Consider the following 24,769-nt stretch of genomic DNA (forward strand, 5'->3'; position numbering starts at 1 on the left):
AAGATGCGGGTGAGTACGAGGCTGTTCGTTTATGTTACAAATGGTGTACGGAACTGATACAGCAAAAAACCAGCGTCAAAACAATCTGAAGTTGGTAAATTGGAAGGGCATGTCAAAAATTAATTGCATAATTGTAGAAGACGAACCGTTGGCAGTGAAGGTATTAACGGATTACATAGGCCAGGTACCCTTCCTGGTATTACAGGCAACCTTCAAAGACGCGATTCTTGCCACAGAGTACCTGAGAGAAAATTCAACCGACCTGATTTTCCTTGATATCCACCTCCCGAAACTAAAAGGGATGGCTTTTCTGAAAACATTGTCATCCCCACCGGCAATCATCATCACCACAGCCTATCATCAATATGCGGTGGAGGCATTCGATCTCAGTGTTACAGATTATCTTTTAAAACCATTCGATTTTGAGCGGTTTCTCATTGCTGTGAACAAAGTCAAATCAGCAGTAAAAGAAAAGCCGGGAGCATTTGTAACCACGGGGAGTAAAGACTTTATTTTTGTGAATGTCCAGAAAAAGAAAGTGAAGGTCCTTTTCGCTGAAATTGTTTACATAGAAAGTCAGCGCGAATACATCAGGATAGTTACTACAAAGAATGAGTTTATTTCAAAGATGAGCACACACGAAATGGAAGCCCTTCTGCCTCCAACACTATTCAAACGGGTGCATCGTTCTTTTATCATTTCAGTCAGCAAGATTGATTCGTATACCGCCGAAGCTGTCGAAGTCAATGGAATTCCTGTCCCGATTGGAAGGGGATACAAGGATGTGATAGAAAACTTATAAAGGGTTCGTACGGTTACTCAAGGTATTTTTCATTATCCGTCAGGAAAACTTCGGATAACCAGAGTCCGGGATCGATTTCGATACACGGATGTTTATCGTTCAAGGTAACGAAGTTAATCCTGAAAAGATTAACCCTTCCTCTACAGCTTTACGGTTGGGCAACCGTATCGTCTTTGCACACTGAACGAATAGGTCAGTCCAAGCGAATACTTAAAATATTTGTCTTTCCGCTCGGGAGTGCCTGACTTACTGTATCCATCAAGGTAATCACTGGAAATATGCCTGAACGAAGCTTCGGGCACTAATGAGATACGATCTGTAATTTCATAACGTAGACCTATACCAACCGGTATAACCGGAATTTGGTTGGGGATAGGAGTTGCAACATCTTCCTGCAAGCTGGCGGTGACATTCGTGGCAGCAAAATATTCAGGGTTGTAATTGCTGTAATCACGTGTGACATCTATAAACGCTACGCCGGCGCCTGCGAAGGCATAGGGTCTTAACCTGCCGGTAAACAAAGCAGGTGTCCATACAACTGATCCCACTATTTCGGTAATACGCGTGGTAAACGCAAAGTTCCTATGTGAGCGCCATTCAATCTCAGAATACCTGGCATCGTCCCCTTTTAATCTTCCTTTGCTAAATTCCAAGCGGGCCGATAGTGATCTGTTAAGTTTACGGGTAAACTGCAATCCGACTGCGGGCCCGGGTGTTTTTAATGATCCGGCATATGCAGGGGCCAGATCGCCCTGGTATATATATGTGCCTGCATTAATACCAACTTCAAACTTATGTGGATCAATCTGGGCATTAGTACTAAGAGTGGCAAAAACAAGGATAACTATAATGGGCAGCCTCAAATTCATTTATCCGGTTTTATGGTGATATTGATATCCCATTCATTCAATACGTTGTCTACGAGATCCACTGTAACTTATCAGCTAACAGCATTGCATATTGTATAAATGGCAATTCGATTATCTCAAAAAAGGTGCCTGTTATCCAAACGAGCAGGTTTACGAAGCCAGGTTGATTGAATTACCGGGAATCCGGTTGTCCGGAAAGTTTATTTAACATTTCTTTCGTTCGCTTTCAATACTCTTAAAAAATTTCCACCCAGGATCTTTTTAATATCCCGTCTGCCATATCCTTTTTCAACCAGTGCTTTAGTGATTAATGGATAAGCAGTAACATCGTCAAGTTTTTTCGGAGGGGATTCAATTCCGTCAAAATCGGAGCCTATGCCTACATAGTCTGTGCCGACGAGTTTGATAATATATTCGATGTGTTGAATCACCAGTTCAAATGATGCCTGTAATGCTTTTGCCTCTTCCTGGTACCTGCCAGTAATGTAGTCCTCTGCTATATACTCAGGCTTGCCGCTTTTTATCACTGAATCCAATTCCGTTTTATGTTTGGCAAGAAAGGCTGTTTTCGATTTCATGTAATTGCTATCAAGAAATCCGGAATAAAAATTTATTTGTATCACTCCACCGTTTTTTGCGATAGCGCGTATCTGGTCATCTTTCAGATTTCGTTGATGAGGGCAAAGCGTATAGACTGAACTATGGGATGCGATGACAGGTTTTGTTGTTGCCTCGATTACATCGGCGAATGTTTGTTCGCCCACATGACTGATATCGACGATCATTCCCAGGCGGTTCATTCGCTGAACTACCTGTTTGCCGAAATCAGTAAGTCCTTTCCGGCTAAGATCCTTTTTAAAAAATTCATCAAATGCACTGGTTCCCCAGCTGGTTGAGTTATTCCATGTCAATGTCATGTACCTGACGCCCCGGTTATAGAGGCTATCTAATTTGTTGATATCGTCTTCTATCATATGGCCGCCTTCAACACCAGCCATAGCAGCTATCTTATGTTCACGAACCACCTTTGACAGTTGCTTACTGTTTGCCACCTTTTGGATTTTAGCAGGGTTTCTGCGCACTACCGCATCCAGGGTATCCAGCTGCCTGTTGGCGTATTGATAAGGTTGTTTTTTATCACCATCGCACCAGATAGAAAACAGCTGCACATCTAACCCGCCCTCTTTCCACCGGTCAAGGTCGCTATGGGTTTTACCTTTCAGATCTGTATCTATGATCACTCCCTTTTCAATATTCTGAGTGAGTACATCATTATGAGTATCGATAAAAATGGCCTTGCGATGTATCTTTTGATATGATTGTGAAGATGCGGACTGAGCTATAATAATGCAGATCAATAAATGAAATCCTCTCATAATTCGTATATGTTACTGTTAGATGAAACGGCCTGGTCGATTGCAAGTTTACAACTAAAATAGCAGAGCGGAATTGATGCACATATTGATAGCAGAGCGGAATTGATGTACATATTGACGTTAGGGGGTTCCTCATTAGTGTTAACCGAGGGATATGATAAGCTGCGAGGGATCATTTTTGATCGGTCAATGCGTCAACCCGGTAATTCAGGCTTGCTGTGGTTCCGGCCGTTACGTCAACAGTAACACCCGTGATACTTCCAGCCAACGCGGAGGCGAGGAATACTGCCACGTTTGTAATGTCTTGCATTGGCGGAAGTTTTTTGAGCATAGTATCTGCTCTCATTTTTTGAAATACCGGCTCCACAATATCCCGGTGATTGGCCAATGCTTCTTTGAAAACCCTTGAGTCAGGCGAACCTCCTGACCTTATATTGATAACCCTTATTCCATATATGCCGAGTTCGGAAGCCAGGTTTCTTGAAAGACTTTCAATAGCGCAACACGCGGGTCCGAATCCGCCGGTATATGGATAGCCTATACCGCCAGGAGTTGCTGATAGAAATAAGATGACGCCTGATTTTTGTTTCATCATTGCCTTACCTGCTGCAACGGCGGTCAGGAACCTTGTTTGCATCATCATCGATATCGGTTGCATAAAATCTTTGAGCGACATATCAACCAAAGGCATGTCCTGAACAACATCGGTTCCGGTGAGATCAAATGATATATCTACCGTGCCTGCCTGTCGGACCACCTTCTGAATATAATCGTTGATAGCCGATTCATTCAAAGCATCCACTTCATTTGCTTCAGCAATACCTCCCGCTGCTTTAATTTCGTCGGCTACCTTTTGTACCGAACTGAGGTTCCGGCCGGTTAAGAACACCCTGGCTCCGGCGGTCGCAAATGCTTTTGCTACCTCACTGCCTAGAGATCCGCCTGCGCCATAAACAATGGCATTTTTATCCTTTAACATGGGCAATCATTTTGATAGTGCACCCCGTACTTACGATAGCATAGCGAAACTCAGACTAGCACGGGGTTGTTTAGTATTCAGGTCAACCATTCTCATGGTGTAGCTCAAACTTACGACTGTATAGCGAAATTCTGAATAGCCGATTTGTTTAATACCAGATCAAAAAAGCTTTCCCTGTGTTGCCGGCTGAGACTTGTTTTCAAATGCAAAACGATCAACATGCTCCCATTTCTGCTCATGGCCGGAACGACGAAGCAAGATCATTTCCGTTGCAAGAAAATGGCTGTCAAAACGGAGGTCCTTGTATTTCTCCCAGCTTTGTTCAAATGTTTCAGGCTTCAACTTCCTGGCTATACCAATATGCGGCGTTAGCATGAGCATCGGCTTTGTTTCTTTATTTACCTGCAAAAGCCCTTTCGAATTTGCTCTGATGTTTTTCACCAGCGCATAAACCTGGGAGTTATCTTCTACTGAAATAAATATTGAATGAGTCGGGAAACTTCCAAAATCCTTTAAGTTTATGTCTAACGGTGAGAAAGTAGATGCGACCTGCCTGAGCATATGGACGAATTTCTGCTCCATGGTTTCATACTGGAGAAACAGTGCCAGGGAAAGGGTAGGTCTTCCTTTAATTTTATGATGCGTTTCAAATGCATGGTGAAAATCCTTTCTCAGCACGAGTACCTCCTCCTGCAGCGCAGCCGGGAGACTGAGGATCAGGAAATATTCGAAAACATCAAATCCCGGTATTGTAGTCCCTTTCAACTTCATCCGGTTTTTTAGATAACTACTGCAAAACTTCTACCAACGTCATCCAAGATCTCACCAGGGACGTTTATCACATCTGTGTATGAATGGAATAGCAGCAGAAAGAGACATTTCCAATTGACGCCCCGGACGGAATCGAACCGCCGTAGAAGGTTTTGCAGACCTTTACCTTACCATTCGGCCACAGGGCTTATTATAAATCTTTGAAGGTTCTCCTTGTAAACCAGTAAATATTGGCCGAAGGTTCATCTGACCTCAGAGAGCTACCCGGATGGATGGGTTTACTTTACATAATTTGAGCAATGTACTTATGCGTATACCTCAGGGGCCGCGGTAGCCAGTTGATAAAGCAGTTGATGTCCCTCGTGCCAAAAGCCAATCCCTGATGCAGAATTGATATGTCCTTTACGGCCAACATTTATGAACGTCGCCTGCCACCTTGTTGCCCACATGTTTAACTTTTCGGCTTCGGCGTATTGATCATTTTCGCTTGCCACAACAATTGTTCTGAATGGAAGCGGTTGCTCCGGTACCGGCGCAAATGTTTTAAATGCTTCCCGTGAACTTCGCTCAACATCAGCCGGCGCGACAAGCAGAGCCCCCGCGATTTTCTCAGAATGAAATGCCTGTGCCCAATGGGCCACAGCAATACAACCAAGGCTATGGGCAATCAGAATGACAGGCTCGTTGATAACCTGGATGTACTGATTGATGGTATTCGTCCAGGTGAGTTTATCAGGGGATTCCCAACTGTTTTGTTCAACACGCATGAATGAGGTGGGATCAGATTCTTCCCATTTTGTTTGCCAGTGATCTGCACCGGACCCATGTAAGCCTGGAATGATGAGGTATTTCATAAGTGATAATTATCCTTGTCCTTGTTTTGTATTCCGGTTTTTGTATTCCTGTTTAAAAACATAATCAAAGGGGCTGCTTTTGTCAATACCACCGGATAATCGTTTGCTTCCGTTATCCTGATCTCTTTCGGTTGAAAACCCTCCAGGCTAAAAACAAAAATTGAATCCTGTTGACTAACGTCTATATAAAATGCACCATCCGACTGGGTGCCGGATACTTTCCTTGTGCCTTTGATGGTAACTGTCACACCCTCGAGCGGAGCCAGCTCTTCAGCCGATTTTACCACACCTGTTACATTCCGGAGTTTATGCTGGGCCCTCAGGTTGCCAGCACCAAATAATAAGATTAAGATCAGCAGACGATTCATAAAATAATTATTAGTCTACCAAACCAGTAGACAAATATATAACGTAAGGGAGAATATGCAAAATAAATCTGACAGGTGCATAAAAAAGGGGTCGCCATTTTCCAACCGCCCTGGTAGAAATTAGTGCTGTGTGTTCTAACCGCAGTTTTGGATTCTTGTGAGGTACACCCTTGGAATCCACACCACATGTTTTGCAGATGTTTCTGAACCACGCCGAGTATTTGTATTCGGACAAAGATTTCTGACCGTGTCCGGCAAGCATAGTAAGACAGGATCTAACCTGAACCGGGCGGATTATTTCCGCTTTGGAATCCATGAACCTATTAATTGTTAATAACAAGGCCTAAGAACAACATCAGTGTTTTGCCTTAGTATTTTTACCGGTAATATGGGCATTTTACTATTGCAAGAGTCAGAAGACATATTAGATTTGCATTACAAATAACCAGTGAATGTAAGAGGATGGTATTATCGTTGGAAACATAAACCAGTTATCCCGGTAAAGAATAATCCTTAGAAAATTTAAGGGTAAATACAATCTTAAATTACGTGTTCACGTTAGTAAGCTCACAATCCATTTATCCAATCTATGAAAAACCCATTCATTCTGGCGTTTGCGCTATCATTATGTTCTTTTGCAGCTTTTTCGCAAGAGTTCAATAATGATTGTGCCAGTCCGACTACGGTATCTGTCGGCGCCACTTGTACTCCAACACAAGGAAGTCTCTATAAGGCAACAAATGTAAGCATAACAGGCTCTTGTGCGACAGAGGCGGACATTTGGTTCAGGTTCCAGGTTCCGGCATTTTCAAGCACAGTGGAAATCGCTGTCGACATCCCCGCTACTTCAGGATCACTTTCAACCAGTAATACATTTGTCGAATTATTTAATGCAACCGGCTGCCCGGCTGCCAATAGTTCATTGGGCTGCGGCAACACCACCGGCCCCAGGAGGTTTACCGGTTTGACAGCAGGCCAAGTTTATCTTTTCCGGATATATACAACTCAGTCAACGAATGGAAACGCTTCAAATTTTGTTTTGAATGTCTGTGTAACTTCCAATGATGATTGTGCCGGAGCCATCAATCTTGTTGCAGGGACACAGGCAGATGGTAACCTATTTGGTGCACGGACCAATAGTGCCACACCAGCAGGTTGTGCAACAGCAGATACTGATGATGATGTATGGTATAAATTTACCGCCGTTGCAAATATGGAAACAGTTGCCGTTTCCAATGCAGGTGCCGACCTTACAACTGCAGGCGTTCGTATGCAGCTTTTCTCCGGCAATTGTGGCTCCCTGGTTTCCGTTGGCTGCGCAAACAGTTCCATAGATGTTTCAGCTTTGACTCCTGGCAATACATATTATGTCAGGGTATACTCAGCGGGTTCAGCACAGCTGGCTGCATCAACATTTAAAATACTTTTATCAACAACACCCCCCCCGCCAACACTGGTTACCGTGGTTGGCAGCAGGATGGGTGAAGTCTTCAGCCAGCATATACTGTCACCTGCAAACGTTTTGAATGATCCATGGGAAGTAACATATGGACCTGACAACAACTTGTGGGTTACAGAGGCGAAAGGGTACAAAGTGTCAAAGATAAATCCTACCACAGGAGTGAAAGAGATAGTCCTTGATATATCACAAGGCAGCACATTTTTACCCCTTGCTGACCGCACATTCAATTGCCAGTTCGCAAATGGTTCAGGTGCACAGGGTGGTTGCGCGGGACTTGCGCTGCATCCGAATTTTCTTCATCCCACAAATCCAAAAAACTATGTCTATGTTTCTTATGTTCATAGCCAAACCTCAACAAACGTATTTACAAACCGGGTTGTGAGGTTTGAGTATAATACTACTACCGGCAAATTAGAATTGCCTGTTTCATTATGCGACACGTTGCCCGGAAGTAACGATCATAATTCTCAAAGGATGATCATAGCCCCGGTTGGTGGAATAAATTACCTGTTCTATGCATCAGGTGATATGGGTTCGGGCCAGTTTGGTAACGCCAGCAGGCCCATCCGGGCCCAACTCCCACGATCATCCGAAGGGAAGATCCTGAGATTTAATCTCGAACCGGACGGAGATGCCGGTGCTTATGATCAATGGATACCAAGCACAGGGACAGGAGATGCTACAAATCCCTACAACGCAACGCTTGGTGTGCAGAGTGCCACATGGGCAATCGGGATACGTAATAACCAGGGATTCGCATATGATGCAGTTCTGAACAAATTATATGGATCATCTCACGGTCCATTCAGTGACGACGAAATTAATGTTATTGAAAGACAGAAGAATTACGGACACCCCCTGGTTATCGGTTATGCCGGTGATCGGAATGTGGAAGGCACAACTGCAGGCGCAGCGCCAGGAATGAATCCCAGTTCAGGTGTTTGTCCGGTGATAACTGATGAGGTTGCCGCGGCCGCAGCGCTCCCGAATTACAGGGATCCCCTTTTCTCTGCTTATCCGAATTCGATTCGCTTTCCTTCGATTGGCGGACTTTGGAATGAAATTCCAATATCTAACAATGGTCTTTGGCCATCGGAGGGCTGGTCAGGTCTTGATTTCTATAACCATACTGCGATACCAGGCTGGAAGCGATCGTTGATTGCCTCATCGTTAAAATGGGGACGTCTGGTAAAAATAAGGCTTGATAAAACCGGCGACAGTACCTATTATAAAAGTAAGGCAGACAGCACATCTAAAAAGGATACTGTCAGTTATTTTGGAAGCCAGAACCGATTCAGGGATATTGCCATCGGGCCAACCGGTAAAGACCTCTATGTTGTGATGGACAAATCAACAACATCTTCGGGTCCGAGCTCAGCATTTCCTGTGGTTCCAAGTTGTCCGGGCTGCCTTCAGAAATATACCTTTCTTGGATACCGTGATGTTTCAGGGCAGAGTTCTATAGACACTATAGTTCCAGTGTCAGATGGGGTGCCTGATGCCTGTAATACCGGCACCGGCGTTACGATAGATTATACCAACAATATGCTATGGGTCCCTTTAACCGGTCCTGATGGAAACATTATAGCTGAGATTTTTCCAAATGGTCAGAACCTGGGAACAATCACTTCTTCGTTCTATAAGAACTCAGGTCCTTTACGAATGAGGAATGGTTCAACCTATGCCGACCGAAATATTACCATCACACCGCAAAATCAACCGGCCTCTCCCGTTAAGGTCAGGATATACCTGAGCAAAAAGGAATACGATGCTTTTGACGCCAACCCACTGAGTGGTATAACCAGTCTTGCTGATCTGCGGATTCATAAAAACAGCGATCCTTGTCAGAGTGCCATTGCCGCGGCAACTTCAATTATCAACCCGGCTTTAAAGCTGAAACATAACGATAGTGGCTATGTTTTGCAGGCAGATATTTCCGGGTTCTCAACTTTTTACATAGGCTCAACAAGTGCATTGTTGCCGCTGACATCTCTGAATTTCCAGGGCAGATATAAGGATGGAACCGCCTATCTTAACTGGGAGACATCGAATGAATCGAATACCAAACATTTCGATGTGGAACGCAACACTGGCGATGGAACTTATACCAACATAGGTACAGTAGCGGCTAAAGGAACCGAAAGTGGAAAAACCAGATACACATTAAATGATAACGAAGCATCCGGGCTTGGTACATCCAGATTGTTCTACCGCCTGAAGATCACTGATAAGGATGGTTCATATACCTATTCAAATGTTGTGGTCCTAGATATACCTGGCACATTCATCACCCGAATATCTGTGTTCCCGAACCCTGCTGATAAACAGACAACGGTTATGATCTCGTCACCGGAAGAACAAAAAGTTACCATGCAGTTGGTTGATGTTACCGGTCGCAGTGTTATCAATAGAACAGTGGTGCTTAAGAAAGGTGAAAACAGGCTATCAATTGATCTCAACGCGCTGAGAACAGGTGTTTACTTCCTGCAGGTAAAAGGTCAGTTCGTAAACGCACAGGAAAAAATACAAAAGTTGTAATCAATAAGATTGCATAGACTTTAAACGGTAACTTATATAGAAAATCCGCCACTCCGGCGGATTTTCTATTTGAGTTATATCTCAAAGGAAGATTAATTATTAATCAGGTCTATCATCAGGTTGAAGGAATCCATAGAGCCTGAATTATTGATCTTGAAAGGTTTTACAATATAGCCGGAAACGCCAAGCCTGTTGGCGGCATCGCGGTCAACATCTTCGTCAGAAGTAGTGATGATGAAACATTTGAGGTGTTTCCATTTTTCTGTGTTACGTACTATTTCCAGGAACTCAAGGCCATTCATTTTTGGCATGTTGATATCTATCAGTAGAAAATCAGGTAAGTGTTCCAGCTGAGGTGTGCCTTCCTTGTTTAGTAATTCGATGGCTTCCTCGCCATTTTTTGCGACCACAAGGGAATAAAGGACATTTAATTTATCCAATGCTCTCCTAAAGTCTATGACGTCAAGCTGGTCATCCTCCACCAGCAGGATATTCCTGATTTTCATAATTTCTAATTCATTTAATTGATCTGACCTGTATGTGTGATTCACTTTCTCCAGGTAAACGAAAATATTGACCCAGCACCCGGTTGTGACTTTAATCCGATCTGTTCTTTTCTTGCATCAAGTATTTTTTTGACAATAGCAAGACCAACCCCGGTACTTTCAACGGTATCCCTTTCTCTGAGCGTCTGAAATATTCTAAAAATTTTCGATTGATGGCCGGTTGCAATTCCAGGACCATCATCTTGTACAAAAAATTCATAATAAAGGGTGAACTCCCGGCAGTAAACAGAGATTTTTCCGTTTGGCTTATCATGATATTTAATGGCATTGTTGATCAGGTTAGCAAAGACCTGGAACAATGGGATCTTTTGCGTCAATAAAATAGGCAAATCTTTGTCGATCTCGATTTTCAGACCATGCACGGCTGCCTGGGCATCTACAACTTCGGTCACCAGCTCATGAACATTTACCTGTTCTGTTTCGTTTGATTCTGTACCGGTTCTTGCATAAGACAAAATTCCTTTTATCAGGTTCTCTGCGCGGGTCAACCGGCCATGAATTAACTGAAAATATTCGTGCACTTTGGGTGGCAACTCTTTACCATGGTCTTCTTCAATCCAGGAAACCACGTTAGCAATTCCCCGAAGTGGCGCTTTCAGGTCATGAGATACGATATGGGCGAACTGATCAAGCTCCTCGTTTTTTCTTTTCAATAACGCGAAATTTTCGGCGAGTACGTCCGCCATATTATTCAGCGAAGTTGATAGATGACTTAATTCATCATTTCTACTATCGGTCATATGAACTGAATAGTTGCCATTGGATATGCTCCTCGCCATTCCTACCATTTTCAGAATTCTTTTTGACAGATTATACGCTAGCGTGGCTGCTATTACCAGCCCGGCCACAATGGATATAACGGTGAGCCAGAATGATATCATCCTGGTAGAATGAATGGAGTCTGTGAGTATTTGTTTTTGCACTTCGCGCCGGGCATATTCTTCATTTATAAAACTGCGTAGATCGGTCTGAAGTTTTTGGAAAATGATGCTTTCGCCTGTCAGCGAAGCAATGTCTTTATACACATAGGCAGAATCCACCCGTAAGTTTCCTGTTCTTTTCCGTCCCATGATATCCGTAAATAAAGCTGAGTATTCTCTTACCCATTGATGATCCAGGTCCCTGATAGCGGCCAGTCTGCCCTGCTGCCTTTCATCATCAAGAATGGTGCTTATTTCGCGAAATATGCTGTCGTTCTCATGTGTAGTACTTTGAAATGTTTCGAATAACGACTTGTCCTTCGTAAGAAGATACCCCCTGCCCACACCTACCAGGTTCAGGATGTTTCTATGATACCGGTTGCCTTCTCTTACAATCGTGGCAGAACGGGCAAGGAAGTCAGTCTTCTCCTGTACCTCGTTGTACTGATTGTAGTTGATCAGGGTTGTAATCGAGAACAACAACAGGATAAATAAGAAGCTCAAAAAGATCAGGTAAGATATTTTCATATACAAAGGGACAAATCTACGGGAATTGAGAAGGAAATATGGACTTTGATCAGTTGCCTGCACGGCACAACACCTGTGGTAACTCATGCGCTTGTCCCATCGAAATTCCACCTGCAACCGTGGCATTTAGGGTAGGGTTATGGAAAACGGTCTGCAGGGTTACAAAAATTTTTAGTAATTGTTCCAATAAGTATAAATTTAGGTTAGTACTAAACTAAAAATGTATCTGTGTTCAAATCATCTCTGATTATTGGTCTTCTCAGCATTCTCATTTTCCAATCGACGGGCGCCCTGGGGCAAGCTATTTCCACCAGTTATTCTAAGGATAAAACGGTAATCGCTAACGGGCAATCAATATTCCAGCAAAAGTGTTCTGCCTGTCATAATTTCAAACAACAGGGAATCGGCCCTAATTTGTCTGGGATTACCGGCATCATGCCTGCAAAATGGATATCCGAATTTATCCACAATTCACAGCTCATGGTAAAAAACGGCGACAAAAGAGCTGTAGCAGTTTTTAATAAGTATAAGGTTCCAATGCCGCCTAATCCCGACCTTGACGCGAAAGAAATGAATGCATTGCTTTCATTTATTAACACGCACAAACCGTCTTCCGCTGATCTCGCCCGGCTTGACAAAACTGCTGCCGGCCTTGGTCCTGTCAAAACTGATCCTGTGCCCACGAAGATCCCGAAATCGGGCCTGTCATTGTTACTCAAGGAAGTTCTGACTGCTCCCCCAAGTGCCGAAAAGGTCCCTAAAGCCCGGATAAACCAGATGACAATTTTGAAAGGTGAAAAGGAGCGGGTGTTTCTTTCGGATCTGCGGGGCAAACTTTATCTTTTCAGTAAGGACACATTGCAGGAGGTTATGAATATGGCTAACATGCGGCCTGAATTCATCCATACGCCCGGCCATGCAAGTGGTTTTGGTAGCTATGCGTTCCACCCGGACTTTAATACTAACGGGCTCCTCTATACGACACATACGGAAAAACCTGGGGCTGTCAAAGCTGATTTCATTTATCATGACTCAATACGGGTTCGCCTGCAATGGGTAGTTACAGAATGGAAAATCAGGGAACCTTTATCCGACCGTTTTGATGGTGAGCCAAGAGAGTTATTCAGGATTAATATGCCAGGTGAAATACATGGAATGCAGCAGATCATTTTTAATCCCCTTGCAACCCGCGATTCTGCCGATTATGGTTTACTTTATATAGGGATAGGCGACGGCGGGTCTGCTGAAAGTGGCTATTCCAGTCTCTGTAATTCCAATTCAAAACTATGGAGTTCCGTGATAAGGATAGATCCTGCAGGTAATAACAGTGCCAATGGAAAATATGGTATCCCATCAATTAATCCTTTCGCAAATAATAAAATGCCCGGAGCGGCCCCTGAAATATTTGCCAGAGGTTTCAGAAATCCTAACCGCATATCCTGGTCGCCTGATGGAAAGATGCTCATCTGTGATATCGGTTTAAATAATATTGAAGAATTAAATATCGGCATTGCCGGTGCGGACTATGGATGGCCTGCAAGGGAAGGTTCATTTTTGCTGAATTATAAAGGCAGAATGAATGTAGTGTATAACCTGCCGCCCGGGAAGTCCAAATATATTAACCCGGTTGTCCAATATGATCATGATGAAGGCAACGCATTTTCCGCTGGGTTTGTTTATACCGGTTCCATACCGCTGCTACAAAACAAATATGTATTTGGTGATATTGTTAGGGGTCGTGTCTTTTATGTAGAGAATGCTTCATTGGTGCCGGGGAAGCAGGCAACTATTAAAGAGTTTAACCTGTTATTTAATAATGAACCCTCCAATTTTTTGGAGGTTACCAAAAATGCGAAAGCTGATCTCCGTTTCGGCGTAGGTGCCGATAAGGAACTTTACCTGTTTACAAAGACAGATGGAAAAATCTGGCTTGTAAATGATTGTGTCAGCAAATAAAAAATCCCGGATCACTAAACGTGGCGGGATTTTTTAAACTGAATATGTTTAATATTTATCTACTGCTTTTTATCCGTGACATTTTATTTGTTCATTTTTATTACGCGTCTCGATCTCACTCCGTCGCCGGAAATTACCTGTAAGACATAGGTACCTCCGTTCAGGGCACCAAGGTTATTTACGGTGACGGGATTGGATCCTTTCACGAAAGATTGTCTGAACGATCTTATTGTCCTACCGTGCGCATCACTGATCACTATGGTTGCAACCGTATTTTGTTGTGTGTTGAAGTCGAATAACAAAACATCATAAAATGGGTTTGCTACCGATACAAATCCAAAATTGGCGTCGGATGTTTTCAACAATTCTGTGTTGCTGATTTTTTTGTTTCCGGGTTCAGTCACAACGATGCGATAAAACACCGGCCCATTCACTGGTTCAGGATCTATAAAGGAATAAGTGTGTTTGTATTCAACACCGGTAAGCGTACCGATCCTGAAAAACCGGGTTCCATCATAGCTTTTCTGAATATCAAAAGTGGTTTTGGAAGTTTCATTATTTGTTTGCCACTTCAGATTTGCCTGCTTTCCAACAAGTGATGCCTTGAATGATAACAAATCAGTTTTTAATACATAGCGGCAGTTATCTACCATTACAATAATCCTTGCACTGTTGAAAAACGCACAACCACCATAGAGATTAGCAGGACTTGTTGCCACCCGGATACGATATTGAACCAGGTGCTGTGCTGAGTCTGCCAGGAATGAAGGGAAGGGTGCGTTATAAACATAGTTGCCGCCGGTTAATACCGGAGTTCCGGTACCCATCGCAAGTGTATCAACAAAGGTAGCTCCGTTATCATGACTAACCTGCCATTGATAAAACACATAGTTGTTGAAATAACTGATCACGTCGCAATTGATATCGACCTGGTCATTGTAACATTGGTTTGTATTACCAACCGGAACGAGGTTTAGATTGGGTGTACACGTAGCAACACTGATATCATCCAGTACCCAGTCATTTCCACCGCCGCCCTGGGAGTTGTTACGAATTGCAAATGTTGCGGACGTTTGTGTGGGCCCCGTTCTAAACACAAATCCCTTCTTCTGCCAACCTAAAGTGTCAATCTCTCCGGTGCTGTAATAATCAAGTCCGTTTAAAGAAAATGAAAGGTTTGGATAAACACCCGGGTATCCGGCGGCAGGTGCTGTAGCGGTTCCTGTGAACTGCTGGCCGATAGAATCAACACCGCAGGTAGCACAAATATTCCGGAACCAGGCCGAAAACTCATAGTAAGTATCCGGGCAAAGGTTGCTTAAGGTTTGACTGTAAACTTCCGAAGCAACATAATCCGCATTAACCATTAACATGTACCCCGAGCTGGTCGATGCATCGGGAGGCAGGTTTCCAATTGCATTATTGGTTCCGCTATGGTCACCATCAATATACCAGTGACCGTACATCCGGTTCGCGCAGGCGAAAGGATCTGTGGAAGGCAGACCTCCGCAATAAGGCTCCCTGTTTGCAAACCGGTTAGTGCTTTGCCGGGGGCTCATATTTTTTACCAGGGCATAGGTGCCGTCTCCCACTGAAACGGATGGGCCTACATTACTGACAAAACTGTATCCTGCTATAGGTATTGAGAGATCTGTACTCCGGTTGAGCGTAGAGCCTGTTCCAAAAGTACCACCGGCCTCAGCGGCGCTGTTAACACCGATACTATTGGTACAAAGAGAAAGAGGATTGCTGATCAGAAGTTTGTATGGCGTGGCAGTTAAGGAAATATCTGCTCCACCGATATTGTAAATAAAGCGGGCAGGCCTTAATGAAATCGTATCTCCGACAGCCCCGCTGACAACCACGCGGTATGCGACTGCAAACAGCAATCCACCTCCGCCCCTGGGGTTGTTGGAACTTAAACCTGTTCCTGTTGCAGAAGCTGATTCAGTGAAAGAATTATTGATTGGAATGCCCGGATTACTCGTTCCAAATCCCAGGTTCATTCTGATATTGAATTCCCCGGGTGCAGGCGTAGCGGTGTAGGAGCCGGCATCGTCACCCGCTGCAAGCGAATAACCCTTATAAGTCAGTCCTTCATTTGTAATCACTTTTAACCTGTCGGTAGCACCGGTCAGCATACTGGTACGTGAAGGAATACTGTCAACAAAACGGAGATTGCGCAGGGTGGACCCCGTAGCATGATGTATGGTCATCCTTATCTCAAGCGTATCGCCTGGCCTAACAACGCCACCAGTAGTTTTCTGTGTTATGTTCACATAACTGTTGCCGTACCGAACAGTCGGTATATCTGGAGAGGTAACACAGATATTGAATCTTGCATTGCCATTAGGGGCTGGCCCTGTAGTTGAATAGACCCTAACGAAATATGTAGTACCTGGTGTAAGTGTTGTTGCAACAAGTGGGCTGGCTCCGCAAAGAACTGTACTGAATAGCCCGCAGCCCCCGGTAAGAATCTCAATGCGTGGATTGAGGAAGTTGGCGCCGATGGAACTCAGGGATATGGTTTGATTTGCAGATACTGCTGTGAACCGATACCAGACATCGTAGGCATTTGGCCCTGTACAACTGCCACCAAGTGGTTCAGTAGATGTTGTTGACCCTGCCATATTACCCTGGGTGTTCACACAGGAGCTGCCTACAGACAAAGGGACCGCACCACCGCAATTATCATTGGCGGGCGGAAGAGCTATTGGATCAACGATACAAATGTCGAAACCCACATTATTACCCGGAGTAGATACAGGCGCTGTCGGATTTGTGGAAAACACCCTGATATAATATGTTGCACCCGGCGTTAAATTGGTTGGGGCCAGCGAAGTAGTGCCACAAGCAAAGGAGGTAAAAGATCCACCACAGTTGTCCGATAATAATTGAATTCCCGGATTCACCAGACCAGTACCGATATTTGACAGATTGATAGTAGGATTAGCGGCATTGGCAACGAAACGGTACCATACATCATAAGTAACACCACTTGCACAATTTGGTGCAATGATATTAGTGGTACTTAATGATGATCCGTAAAAAGTACCCCTGGTATTAACACAGCTGGTTGAACCATTCAGCAGGATTGCACTTCCGCAAAGGTCATTCACCGCTGCAGTATTCTGAACACAAATGTCAAAACGCCAGCTGGCATCGTTACCAGCTGCAGTAGAACTTAAACTTGTATAGACTCTTATGAGATAAGTTTCTCCAGGCGTTAATGCTGTTGAAGGAATTAGCGACATATCATTTCCCCCTGTTCCACTGGCACAACCATATGAACTACTATTGAGTGTAGCTGGGGTACAGGATGCAGCACTGAATATCTGCAAGCGGCCATTAGTTTTCAGACTGTTTCCAAGACCACTGAGCGTTATCGTCGGGGAAGTAGTTTGCGCAACGAAGGAATACCAGATGTCAGGCGAAGCTGCATCTCCACAAAATGCTACCAGGCCTCCTGTGGCAGTGTATGATCCGGTGGCCGGTCTGAAACTTCCACTGGTCGTGACACAGGTGGTTCCTGATGTTAACTGCTGGGGCGTGCTACACAAATCGTTTGCAGGCTGCGCCATCGCTGGCAATGTGAACGCCATAAATATTGTGGAAAAGAAGAGACCTTTAAAACAAGATCTTACGAATTTAACCGGGTTCATAGAATGGGCTTAAGGGTTTTCATAGATATCGGCAGCCAAATTAATATTAGGTTCCCATCCATGCAATAGTATATCTACTATATTTTCTAAAAATCTTTAGCATTGATTATCAACTCCTTTTCAAATTTTTTCCAAAATCTGGATGGATTTAATAACAAAACCCGGGCTCATCATCGTAATACCCGCTGAGAAAAACCCTAACGAAAGTGGTAATACAAGCACTTTTCATTTTTTGCAGAATATATTATATAATAAGAACCCTGACTTCATCACTATGGTTGTCAGCGATAACTTCTGATATATAACATCAATACTTGTAATTGAAGAGGCCGTGTATCTATATATAATTTCGAAATAAATCCTGATCGTTAGTTATGATGATTGTCGAGGGAAGAATTGAACATTAATTATAGCCAATGAAGGTTATGATTCCGTTTTATTATCTTGTCACTAATTAAAATACATGATCAGATGCTAAGGTTGCTGCTTAAAGCCGTTTTGTTCCTAACGGGTGCGATGTCAGTTTCAGGATGCGGCTCGGGTTATAAACAAAAGGATGGTAAAACTCTTTATAACGGCGAAGAAATCGCTGCAGAGAATCTTGTCGTATTGAATAATGTTTTCGCGAAAGATGATTCTGTCGCTTATTACCGGGGCAGGGTAATTGAAGTTGCAGATCTTAACACTTTTGAAGCCATCGATGAAAATTATGCAAAGGATTTAAAAAGGGTTTATTTTTGTGAGCAACGAAGGGAAGGACAAACTTACTTCACAACAAAAAAAGCAACAAGTAATATAGTTGATGGTGCGGATCCGGAAACCTTTGAAAGTATCGGTGGCGGTTATGCGAAAGATAAATCCCATGTCTTTCTTGAAGGTGAACCATTTGAAGTGAAAGACATCGCAACATTCCGGGGGATCAGTTTATATTTTTCACGTGATGATAGCCAGGTCTATTTTCATGGCAAACCAGTGACTGGTAGTGATGGAAAAACATTTGAGGTCATCAACAACCATTATGCGAAAGACAATAGGCATGTATATTACTATGGATATCCTTCAGACGTTAAAAATGGCATCTATACCATTCCGTGTAAACTCGATGGCTTTAAGTTGTTAGAATATCCTTATTCGACAGATGGGAAATCGGTATTTTATGAAAACTCGCTTATCAGTAAAGCAAATGCGGAACACTTTGAAAGGTTAACCGCTGGCTTTTCAAAAGACGATAAATCAGTATTTTTTGAAACCAAACAAATTGTAGGCGCCGATCCCCTTACCATCAAGGTGTTAGATCAGGATGCTATGAATACCCAGGAGTTTTATTTTGCAAAAGACCGGAATTCAGCATATTTCAAAAATTTCCGGCTAAGCCAGGCTGATCCCGGCTCTTTCAAAGTGTTAGGGTTGGGTTATGCAGTGGACAGCAGCAAGGTATATTACATGCATAATCCTGTAAACTCTGCCGATAGCAAAAGTTTTGAAGTACATGCTCATGGTTATGGAGAATCGGATGCAAAGGATGTCCGAAACGAATACCTCAAAGGTCAAAGTGTAAAAAACTAATGTTTATTGTTTTGTATTTCCTTCGTTCCAATAGATCACAACATTGCGGGTTGCCCGGCCGGATGCGATGATATCAATCTTGCCATCACCGTTTAAATCAGCAGCCTGAACGTCCTCAACAGCAATGCCACTTTCATCGACCCAATATGGTTTCCACTCAGATTTTGCGTTTGTTCTTTTATACATTTTAAGCCCGGTTTTTCCATCACTGTCTGGTTGTCGCCAGCCTGCAACAACCTGGTCCGTCCCCAGCCTCAAAAAATCCCCGGTTACTATACCATGCCCTTCATTGAGGGTGGAATCGAGTACTCTTCTGCCATACCCGTCGTTTATCTTCTCATAAACCACAACGCTGGTTCCATGCATCGGCTCGATAGTGGTCATGAACAGGGAATTGCCGGAAACGTTTCCAAATGCGATTTCGCCGGATCCTGTTCTCGTAATGTCTGAGCCTTCCTGCACCATAGGCTGACTATGAGGTTGTCCCGGTGGCTTTACAGGTCTGATACCTTCCTTAGATGCAACGACGATGTTGGTTGTGTTCCCTGACTTGTCCCGGTATGGAGCAAAATTATGCGTAAGGTGAAGGGACGAGTCAAGCACAGTCAGTGGCCAGTCGCTACTACCATTCTCCTTAAATTGATAAGCTATGATCTTTACACCCCGGCCTTCGCCCTGCTTATTGCCACGTCCATGCAAAGGTGCAACCACCAGGTAAAATTTTCCATTAGGAGCTTTTATCCATTTCATTCGGTGAACGGTTGGCTCATGGTGAAGTTGAACTGGTTGCCACAACCCAACATTATCTGCAGGTCGTTTTAAATAAAATACTGCGCCGGATTTGGTGTCGTCTGATGTTTCACCCGGGTTCCATTGTGCGCCCACAGCAATCTCAACCTTTCCATCGCCGTCCAGGTCTGCCGCAGCAACACATACATTATCGCTTTCTGTCAGGTTTTCAGCAATGACCGTTTTGTTCCAGTCTCCATTGCGGTACCATACAATTTGTTTCTTATCAGCAAGAATGATATCCGGTTTTTTATCCCCATCAACATCCCCGATGGCCAGTCCGTATCCTATGGAGATCTTATCATCAATTACCTGCCTGCGAAACCGAGGGACAATTTCCTGTGCAAACACCTGGGCAAGCAACGAGGCGCCGAAAAACAGAAAAAGAATAAAATATCGCATAATAAAAGTTAGGTAAAAACCTTCATAATGACCGGTTCCTTTTTATACAAACCGAACGGTGTTTGTATCAAAACCGGACAGTCGCTGCGCAACCATCTTCATAATCAATTGACATTTTGGCGGTTGTTAATCCGGCCTTGCTTTTGATCAAAACAATGCTGGTTTCGAATAGTAGCAAAACAACCTCCCCGGCATCCAATTCCCGGGTTGCGAGATGAAACTTTCCAAGATTGCATTTGTCTTTAAAAGCAGTTCAACCCAAATTTTCCGCCCAAACAACCTGAAAATATGCTTAAGAATTATTTCAAAACGGCCTGGCGTAACCTGGTCAAAAGCAAAGGATCGTCATTTATAAATATCAGCGGTCTCTCAGTTGGAATGGCAGTCGCCATGCTTATTGGATTATGGATCTGGGATGAGTTAGGGTATGATAAATATCACAGGAACTACGATCGTATTGTGCAGGTAATGCAACATCAGAATTACAACGGAGAAGTCGGAACCCAAACTGCGAATCCTGCACAGATGGCTGAAGAGATCCGCCGCCTGTACAGCAATGATTTCAAATACGTTCTACAATCCTCCTGGAACTTCAATCATGCATTGACCTATGGTGACAAAATCTTCCTCAAGCCTGGTAGCTTCTTCGAACCGCAGGTTGCAGAGATGCTCACCCTTAAGATGCTCAGGGGCTCAAGGGCAGGTCTCAAAGAAATGAATTCAATCCTGCTTTCATCTACTGTTGCCAAAGCGATATTCGGTGACAAGGACCCGATGGGCCAGATGATCAAGGTAGACAATAAGTTTACTGTTAAGGTGACCGGTGTTTACGAGGATCTTCCGAATAACACCACCTTCAGAGAACTGCAGTTGATCATGCCCTGGGACCTTTACCTGAGCCAGAATGAATGGATCAGGAAAATGACCAATCCATGGGGCTCCAATTATACCCAGACCTTTGCACAGTTGGCCGATAATGCCAATTTAGGTGTTGTAAACAGGAAGGTCAGAGATGTAAAAATGAACAAGGTTGGCCCGGAGGAAAAACGATATAAACCGGTAGTGTTCCTGCATCCAATGAGTAAATGGCATCTCCAGGGTGAATTCAAACAAGGCATCAATACCGGGGGGCAGATAGAAAATGTCTGGCTCTTCGGAATCATTGGCTTTTTTGTGTTGTTACTGGCTTGTATAAATTTTATGAACCTGAGTACAGCAAGATCCGAAAAGAGGGCAAAAGAAGTGGGGATCCGTAAAGCAATTGGCTCTGAGAGAAAACAACTGATCATCCAGTTCTTCAGTGAGTCTGTATTGATTGCTGCAATCGCATTTCTGATATCGGTTATTTTGGTTGTTCTCATCCTACCGGCTTTCAATGATGTTGCAGAGAAAAAGATATCCATTTTATGGAGCAATCCACTATTCTGGCTGGTCGGCATTGCATTCAGTTTATTGACCGGCCTTGTTGCCGGTGTATACCCTGCGTTATACTTATCATCGTTTCAACCGATCAAAGTTTTGAAGGGGACATTTCGTGTGGGGCGCTTTGCTTCGGTGCCTCGCAAGGTATTGGTGGTGGTGCAGTTTACCATCTCGTTGGTTTTAATCATCGGGACAGTTGTCGTTTATCAGCAGATAAAGGTCGGGCAAAACCGGCCAATAGGTTATAACCGCGATGGTTTGGTAACGCATAATATCACTGAGGAAATGCATAAGCATTTTGAAACCATCAGGACGGAGTTGAAAAACAGCGGAGCAATTGTTGAGATGACTGAATCCGGCAGCCCAACTACAGGTGTATGGAATACGAATGGCGGATTTGACTGGGAGGGTAAGGATCCAAACCAGGCAGTAGACTTTCCGAATAATTCGGTAACACATGAATACGGTAAAACAATAGGTTGGAAAATTAAGGAGGGAAGGGATTTTTCAAGAGAATTTGCTACTGATACCTCTGCATTTATATTGAATGAATCTGCTGTTGCATTCATCGGGCTCAAAGATCCTGTAGGTAAGGTGATCCGTTGGGAAGATAAACCCTTCACCGTAGTAGGAGTGGTGAGTGATATTTTGGTTGAATCGCCCTATAAGCCCGTAAGAGCGGCTATGTTCCACGTTTCCACAGAACAACAGAATATATTCATCATACGCCTGAATCCACGTTCCAGTGCAAAATCTGCACTGGCAAAGATAGAGGCTGTCTTGAAAAAACATGATCCCGCCGCGCCGTTCAAAGCAGACTTTGTCGATGAAGAATTCGCCAGGAAATTCGGCAATGAAAAGCGCATCGGTCAACTATCGACTTTTTTCGCGATACTCGCTGTCTTTATCTCCTGTCTCGGCCTGTTTGGTCTTGCTTCATTTGTCGCTGAACAGCGCGTTAAAGAAATTGGTATCCGTAAAGTGCTGGGCGCATCCGTTCCTAATATCTGGCAACTCTTATCGAAAGACTTTGTTATTCTCGTGATCATATCCTGCGTTATTGCCATACCGCTTGCGTTTTACTATATGACTTCATGGCTTGAAAAATATGATTACCGTGCCTCTGTTTCATGGTGGGTTTTCGCACTTGCCGCTTTAGGTGCTTTGGTTATCACTTTGATAACAGTCAGTTTCCAGGCCATAAAAGCTGCAGTTGCCAACCCTATTAAGAGCCTGAGAACAGAATGATTTGAAAACCTTATTCAGGTGTCCACTTAACCTTTAACCAGGTGATGTAATTTTTGTTGATCTGTTTCTTTGGAAAAAAACTTTAACAGCTTTTCCAGTTTAGGGTTGATGATGTTCTCACAAAAAGGCTTTTGCACATCACTGTAATAGTAATTCAGAAATGGCTCAGTGTTCAGCTTAAAACTTTGATAGGGGATGACTAATGTAATTATCGGAGCTTCATAATCCTTCTGTAACAACCCAATGGCCAGCCTTGCGTTCACAGACTGATCCTGGTCAAAAGTATAAACAGCGGAACGGTATTTTGATCTCAGCTGGTGACCCGAGGTACAGCTATGTGTAGCGAGATGAATAGCGATCAGTGTATCAGCCGAAATAGTCTGTTCATCGAATTCAACAATTACCGCCTCAGAAAATGCTGAATATTCTCCTTCTGATGATATCCATCCCTGCAATACAGATCTGATGCCTTTAAGCGATAAAAATATCGCTTCAGTGCACCAATGACAGCTTCCGCCAAATCCTATTTTAGTCATCTATGATCTTCGCTTAAAGTTAACTTAATAGTAAAATTTATATCCTGAATGAGCATAAGTATTGGTACATATGGTTATTATAGCCTGGTAGGATATCTGTTCGGTTTTATGACGGGGATACTGGCAAGCTAATGATTTCGCGTAATAGAATTTTGTATAATTTTCAATTGTTGATTGATCAAACACGCCAAAACGCCTGCAACAAGGAGCAAGCGTATTGTTGAGACAGTTAAACTTGCCTCTAAAAATATCAGAGCCAACCATTATAGCCCAACGAAGGAAAAATAATTATGTAAATATTCACCAGAGTAGATTTATCAAGGCTGGTCTTATATACCGATATCGTAATAGGCTAGTACAGGATATCGTTATCCCTGGGTATCGCTATATGTTTTTACAAGCTCAACACCTTCATCCGAATAACGCAGGATTTTGTGTTCCTCCCCATTGTGTATGTGTATAATGTAAATTTCATTTTTACTTTGCGGGATGCGCACTTCATTGATTAAATCGATTTTATAATCATAGTATTCACTTTTGATCATATGTCTCAGGTCCCGCGGCATTTCTTTTTCTGAATAATGTTTGATGGTATAAAGCCAGCGACCCATTTTTCCATAACCTACTACTGTCCTGCTCTTTTCTTCTGAAAATTTCGCCTGGAAAACATTGCCGGTGCTGGTCCAGTTTGCCTCTTTCCCGGAAAACCTTTTACTGAAGTCCCTCATCGCTTTCGCATTTACCCTAACCGGAGCGACATCATTAATCACCAGGCCGTCCTCCACAATCGAAAGCGAAATCGACATTCCTGTTTGAGGACTTTTGGTTTGTGCGATACCATTGTTTGCCAAAAATAAAACGGCAAGTACAATCAGCGTAGTAAGTATTGCTTCCTTTTTCATGATAAAAATATTTGTATCTAAATTTGTGTTGCCGTAACGAAAATAGAACAGTGTAAAGCTGGCAGTTTGCAAAATGAGACAAGAAGAAAGCTTGTATCTGCATTTAGCGGCTGCTGCTGTATGTTTTCGATTTATCGGCGACGAATGGCACTCATCGACGAAGTCGTTTCACTCATAGATTTGCAGGAAATTAACGATCAGAATTACTATCCGATCTTTAACTTTAGACAAACAATGCCATCTGACTTTCTCT

The 24,769-nt window shown here is 43.4% G+C and carries 18 protein-coding genes and 1 tRNA gene; 5 read left to right on the forward strand and 14 right to left on the reverse strand.

Translation table 11 applies throughout. The features are described from left to right. Positions 1-109: 109 nt before the first annotated feature. Positions 110-802, forward strand: coding sequence for a LytR/AlgR family response regulator transcription factor (locus ACX0G7_RS17735; RefSeq protein ID WP_458924854.1), 693 nt, complete (start codon positions 110-112; stop codon positions 800-802). Positions 803-942: 140 nt separating this feature from the next. On the opposite strand, the gene ACX0G7_RS17740 is transcribed toward ACX0G7_RS17735, so the two are convergent. The 7 genes from ACX0G7_RS17740 to ACX0G7_RS17770 all read right to left on the reverse strand — a co-directional run bounded on the left by ACX0G7_RS17740 (position 943) and on the right by ACX0G7_RS17770 (position 6,019). Beyond that, complete coding sequence (locus ACX0G7_RS17740) at positions 943-1,671, reverse strand: DUF6089 family protein (RefSeq protein ID WP_458924855.1); 729 nt, start codon at positions 1,669-1,671, stop codon at positions 943-945. Positions 1,672-1,871: 200 nt separating this feature from the next. Beyond that, a complete protein-coding gene (locus ACX0G7_RS17745) occupies positions 1,872-3,047 on the reverse strand; it encodes a dipeptidase (RefSeq protein ID WP_458924856.1) in 1,176 nt (391 codons plus the stop codon). A 172-nt stretch (positions 3,048-3,219) separates the two neighbouring features. Then, positions 3,220-4,026 (reverse strand): SDR family NAD(P)-dependent oxidoreductase, encoded by an 807-nt coding sequence (locus ACX0G7_RS17750; RefSeq protein WP_458924857.1) that lies wholly within the window; start codon positions 4,024-4,026, stop codon positions 3,220-3,222. Between the two features lie 159 nt (positions 4,027-4,185). Next, positions 4,186-4,797, reverse strand: coding sequence for a 2'-5' RNA ligase family protein (locus ACX0G7_RS17755; protein ID WP_458924858.1), 612 nt, complete (start codon positions 4,795-4,797; stop codon positions 4,186-4,188). Between the two features lie 117 nt (positions 4,798-4,914). Further along, positions 4,915-4,985, reverse strand: a tRNA-Cys gene (locus ACX0G7_RS17760). 117 nt (positions 4,986-5,102) lie between these two features. Then, the gene (locus ACX0G7_RS17765; RefSeq protein ID WP_458924859.1) at positions 5,103-5,651 is read right to left on the reverse strand and encodes an RBBP9/YdeN family alpha/beta hydrolase; all 549 of its coding nucleotides are present in this window, start codon (positions 5,649-5,651) and stop codon (positions 5,103-5,105) included. After that, on the reverse strand, positions 5,648-6,019 hold the full coding sequence (locus ACX0G7_RS17770) for a carboxypeptidase-like regulatory domain-containing protein (RefSeq protein ID WP_458924860.1): 372 nt from the start codon (positions 6,017-6,019) through the stop codon (positions 5,648-5,650). Before ACX0G7_RS17770 ends, ACX0G7_RS17765 begins: the two co-directional genes overlap by 4 nt. A gap of 589 nt (positions 6,020-6,608) precedes the next feature. Between ACX0G7_RS17770 and ACX0G7_RS17775 the strand changes: the two genes are divergently transcribed. Continuing rightward, positions 6,609-10,019, forward strand: a complete 3,411-nt coding sequence (locus ACX0G7_RS17775; protein ID WP_458924861.1) for a PQQ-dependent sugar dehydrogenase — start codon at positions 6,609-6,611, stop codon at positions 10,017-10,019. A gap of 92 nt (positions 10,020-10,111) precedes the next feature. Here ACX0G7_RS17775 and ACX0G7_RS17780 read toward each other — a convergent pair whose 3' ends face one another. From ACX0G7_RS17780 to ACX0G7_RS17790, 3 genes are read right to left on the reverse strand one after another with little or no spacing between them, the layout of a single operon-like run. After that, positions 10,112-10,525 carry a response regulator gene (locus ACX0G7_RS17780; protein WP_458924862.1) on the reverse strand — a complete coding sequence of 138 codons (414 nt, stop codon included), beginning with the start codon at positions 10,523-10,525 and terminating at the stop codon, positions 10,112-10,114. 41 nt (positions 10,526-10,566) lie between these two features. Beyond that, positions 10,567-12,033, reverse strand: a complete 1,467-nt coding sequence (locus ACX0G7_RS17785) for a sensor histidine kinase (protein ID WP_458924863.1) — start codon at positions 12,031-12,033, stop codon at positions 10,567-10,569. 49 nt (positions 12,034-12,082) lie between these two features. Further along, positions 12,083-12,220: a hypothetical protein gene (locus ACX0G7_RS17790; RefSeq protein ID WP_458924864.1), complete on the reverse strand. Its 138-nt coding sequence runs from the start codon at positions 12,218-12,220 to the stop codon at positions 12,083-12,085. A gap of 41 nt (positions 12,221-12,261) precedes the next feature. On the opposite strand from ACX0G7_RS17790, the gene ACX0G7_RS17795 reads away from it, so the two are divergent. Beyond that, positions 12,262-13,989, forward strand: coding sequence for a PQQ-dependent sugar dehydrogenase (locus tag ACX0G7_RS17795; protein ID WP_458924865.1), 1,728 nt, complete (start codon positions 12,262-12,264; stop codon positions 13,987-13,989). An 83-nt stretch (positions 13,990-14,072) separates the two neighbouring features. Here the strand turns inward: ACX0G7_RS17795 and ACX0G7_RS17800 are convergent, their stop codons facing one another. Continuing rightward, on the reverse strand, positions 14,073-17,591 hold the full coding sequence (locus ACX0G7_RS17800; protein ID WP_458924866.1) for a T9SS type A sorting domain-containing protein: 3,519 nt from the start codon (positions 17,589-17,591) through the stop codon (positions 14,073-14,075). Positions 17,592-18,122: 531 nt separating this feature from the next. Here ACX0G7_RS17800 and ACX0G7_RS17805 point away from each other — a divergent pair. Further along, a complete protein-coding gene (locus tag ACX0G7_RS17805) occupies positions 18,123-19,217 on the forward strand; it encodes a DKNYY domain-containing protein (RefSeq protein WP_458924867.1) in 1,095 nt (364 codons plus the stop codon). 3 nt (positions 19,218-19,220) lie between these two features. Here the strand turns inward: ACX0G7_RS17805 and ACX0G7_RS17810 are convergent, their stop codons facing one another. Next, the gene (locus tag ACX0G7_RS17810) at positions 19,221-20,408 is read right to left on the reverse strand and encodes an FG-GAP and VCBS repeat-containing protein (protein ID WP_458924868.1); all 1,188 of its coding nucleotides are present in this window, start codon (positions 20,406-20,408) and stop codon (positions 19,221-19,223) included. A gap of 288 nt (positions 20,409-20,696) precedes the next feature. Between ACX0G7_RS17810 and ACX0G7_RS17815 the strand changes: the two genes are divergently transcribed. After that, complete coding sequence (locus ACX0G7_RS17815; protein ID WP_458924869.1) at positions 20,697-23,078, forward strand: ABC transporter permease; 2,382 nt, start codon at positions 20,697-20,699, stop codon at positions 23,076-23,078. Between the two features lie 26 nt (positions 23,079-23,104). On the opposite strand, the gene ACX0G7_RS17820 is transcribed toward ACX0G7_RS17815, so the two are convergent. Next, positions 23,105-23,614 (reverse strand): peptide-methionine (S)-S-oxide reductase, encoded by a 510-nt coding sequence (locus tag ACX0G7_RS17820; protein ID WP_458924870.1) that lies wholly within the window; start codon positions 23,612-23,614, stop codon positions 23,105-23,107. Between the two features lie 368 nt (positions 23,615-23,982). Beyond that, the gene (locus ACX0G7_RS17825; protein WP_458924871.1) at positions 23,983-24,516 is read right to left on the reverse strand and encodes a hypothetical protein; all 534 of its coding nucleotides are present in this window, start codon (positions 24,514-24,516) and stop codon (positions 23,983-23,985) included. Positions 24,517-24,769: the final 253 nt, after the last annotated feature.

The organism is Flavitalea antarctica (genome assembly GCF_054461535.1).

Bases quoted from the DNA above. Each gene is read 5' to 3' on its own strand.
- ACX0G7_RS17825 (WP_458924871.1), bottom strand. From the start codon at position 24,516: ATGAAAAAGGAAGCAATACTTACTACGCTGATTGTACTTGCCGTTTTA.
- ACX0G7_RS17775 (WP_458924861.1), top strand. From the start codon at position 6,609: ATGAAAAACCCATTCATTCTGGCGTTTGCGCTATCATTATGTTCTTTT.
- ACX0G7_RS17820 (WP_458924870.1), bottom strand. From the start codon at position 23,614: ATGACTAAAATAGGATTTGGCGGAAGCTGTCATTGGTGCACTGAAGCG.
- ACX0G7_RS17745 (WP_458924856.1), bottom strand. From the start codon at position 3,047: ATGAGAGGATTTCATTTATTGATCTGCATTATTATAGCTCAGTCCGCA.
- ACX0G7_RS17810 (WP_458924868.1), bottom strand. From the start codon at position 20,408: ATGCGATATTTTATTCTTTTTCTGTTTTTCGGCGCCTCGTTGCTTGCC.
- ACX0G7_RS17740 (WP_458924855.1), bottom strand. From the start codon at position 1,671: ATGAATTTGAGGCTGCCCATTATAGTTATCCTTGTTTTTGCCACTCTT.
- ACX0G7_RS17770 (WP_458924860.1), bottom strand. From the start codon at position 6,019: ATGAATCGTCTGCTGATCTTAATCTTATTATTTGGTGCTGGCAACCTG.
- ACX0G7_RS17750 (WP_458924857.1), bottom strand. From the start codon at position 4,026: ATGTTAAAGGATAAAAATGCCATTGTTTATGGCGCAGGCGGATCTCTA.
- ACX0G7_RS17735 (WP_458924854.1), top strand. From the start codon at position 110: ATGTCAAAAATTAATTGCATAATTGTAGAAGACGAACCGTTGGCAGTG.
- ACX0G7_RS17805 (WP_458924867.1), top strand. From the start codon at position 18,123: ATGCTAAGGTTGCTGCTTAAAGCCGTTTTGTTCCTAACGGGTGCGATG.
- ACX0G7_RS17785 (WP_458924863.1), bottom strand. From the start codon at position 12,033: ATGAAAATATCTTACCTGATCTTTTTGAGCTTCTTATTTATCCTGTTG.
- ACX0G7_RS17755 (WP_458924858.1), bottom strand. From the start codon at position 4,797: ATGAAGTTGAAAGGGACTACAATACCGGGATTTGATGTTTTCGAATAT.
- ACX0G7_RS17800 (WP_458924866.1), bottom strand. From the start codon at position 17,591: ATGGCGTTCACATTGCCAGCGATGGCGCAGCCTGCAAACGATTTGTGT.
- ACX0G7_RS17815 (WP_458924869.1), top strand. From the start codon at position 20,697: ATGCTTAAGAATTATTTCAAAACGGCCTGGCGTAACCTGGTCAAAAGC.
- ACX0G7_RS17765 (WP_458924859.1), bottom strand. From the start codon at position 5,651: ATGAAATACCTCATCATTCCAGGCTTACATGGGTCCGGTGCAGATCAC.
- ACX0G7_RS17780 (WP_458924862.1), bottom strand. From the start codon at position 10,525: ATGAAAATCAGGAATATCCTGCTGGTGGAGGATGACCAGCTTGACGTC.